Genomic DNA, 1062 nt, shown 5'->3' on the forward strand with positions numbered 1-1062 from the left:
TTTGGACGTGGCTGTTCTCAAGCTTATAGCCTCTCTGATGAAGCTGGCCCAGGCCACCGCAGAGACTATTGAAGTGACTGTCGAGTTCGTCGAGTGGCTTCGCGACGCTGTGCGGCAGGAAAGGTCGTGACCATGACACCTGAGGAATCGTCCCTGCACATCGGCTTCGACGTCACGCGGACGAAGGCGGTGCTGCGGGCCAGCGAGCAGTGCCGCAGTGATCTGACGCGGATCGCAGCCAGATTTCCCGGAGGTGGTCTGACCGGCCGTCTCACCCTTGAGCTGGAACTCGATGACTTCCTGGTAGGCATTGACGTTCTCGCCGACTGGCCGTACCCCGAGTCCGTTGTCTGGGCGGACGAGCTGAGTGCCCTGGTAGGGGAGGTACTCGATGACGCCGATCGGGCTGAACAACAGCTTCAGACACCCCTTCCGGAGGCGGAATGGGACGACAGCGCTGTAGAAGCGGCACTGGGCCTGGCATGGCGTGCTGACCTCACGGAGTTCCAGCGACGGGACATCACCCGGCTGCTGTCACTGCAGCATGGCGCTAACTTCAGTGTTCCTGGGGCTGGGAAGACGCGCGTCGGGCTGGCTGTGTACGCCGCCATGCGCGAACGCGGCGAGGTCCGCAGGTTGCTGGTCGTCAGCCCGAAATCCGCCTACGAGGCGTGGCTCACGGAGAGCGAGCTGTGCTTCAAGGAGCCGCCGCTCACTACCGTCATGGGGAAGAGCCCCGACCTCAGGGCCGAGATCCTGATCGTCAACTATGAGCGGCTCGACCGGTCGCTGGCGTCCTTGGCTTCGTGGCTGCGCGGCGCGCCTTCCATGATCATTCTCGATGAAGCGCATCGTATGAAGCTGGGAGCGCAGGGGACGTACGGAAGCGCGTGCATGGCGCTTGGACCGCTCACCCGGCGGCGTCTGATTCTCACGGGGACTCCCGCTCCGAACGGGGCACGGGACCTGGAGAACTTGCTGTCATTTGTCTGGCCTGGTCATGGGCGAAGAGTGGTCACTCAGGCTGTCGCTGGTGGCGACCTCGCGCACGCGAGTGCGGTA

Annotated in this window: 1 protein-coding gene; it reads left to right on the forward strand. The window is 63.7% G+C overall.

From position 1 onward, the window contains the following. Positions 1 to 132: 132 nt before the first annotated feature. Positions 133 to 1062 (forward strand): SNF2-related protein (locus ABZV94_RS42025; protein WP_356350446.1); only part of this gene is annotated, 930 nt, incomplete at its 3' end.

Source organism: Streptomyces sp. NPDC004658, from assembly GCF_040609555.1.
Lineage (GTDB): Bacteria > Actinomycetota > Actinomycetes > Streptomycetales > Streptomycetaceae > Streptomyces.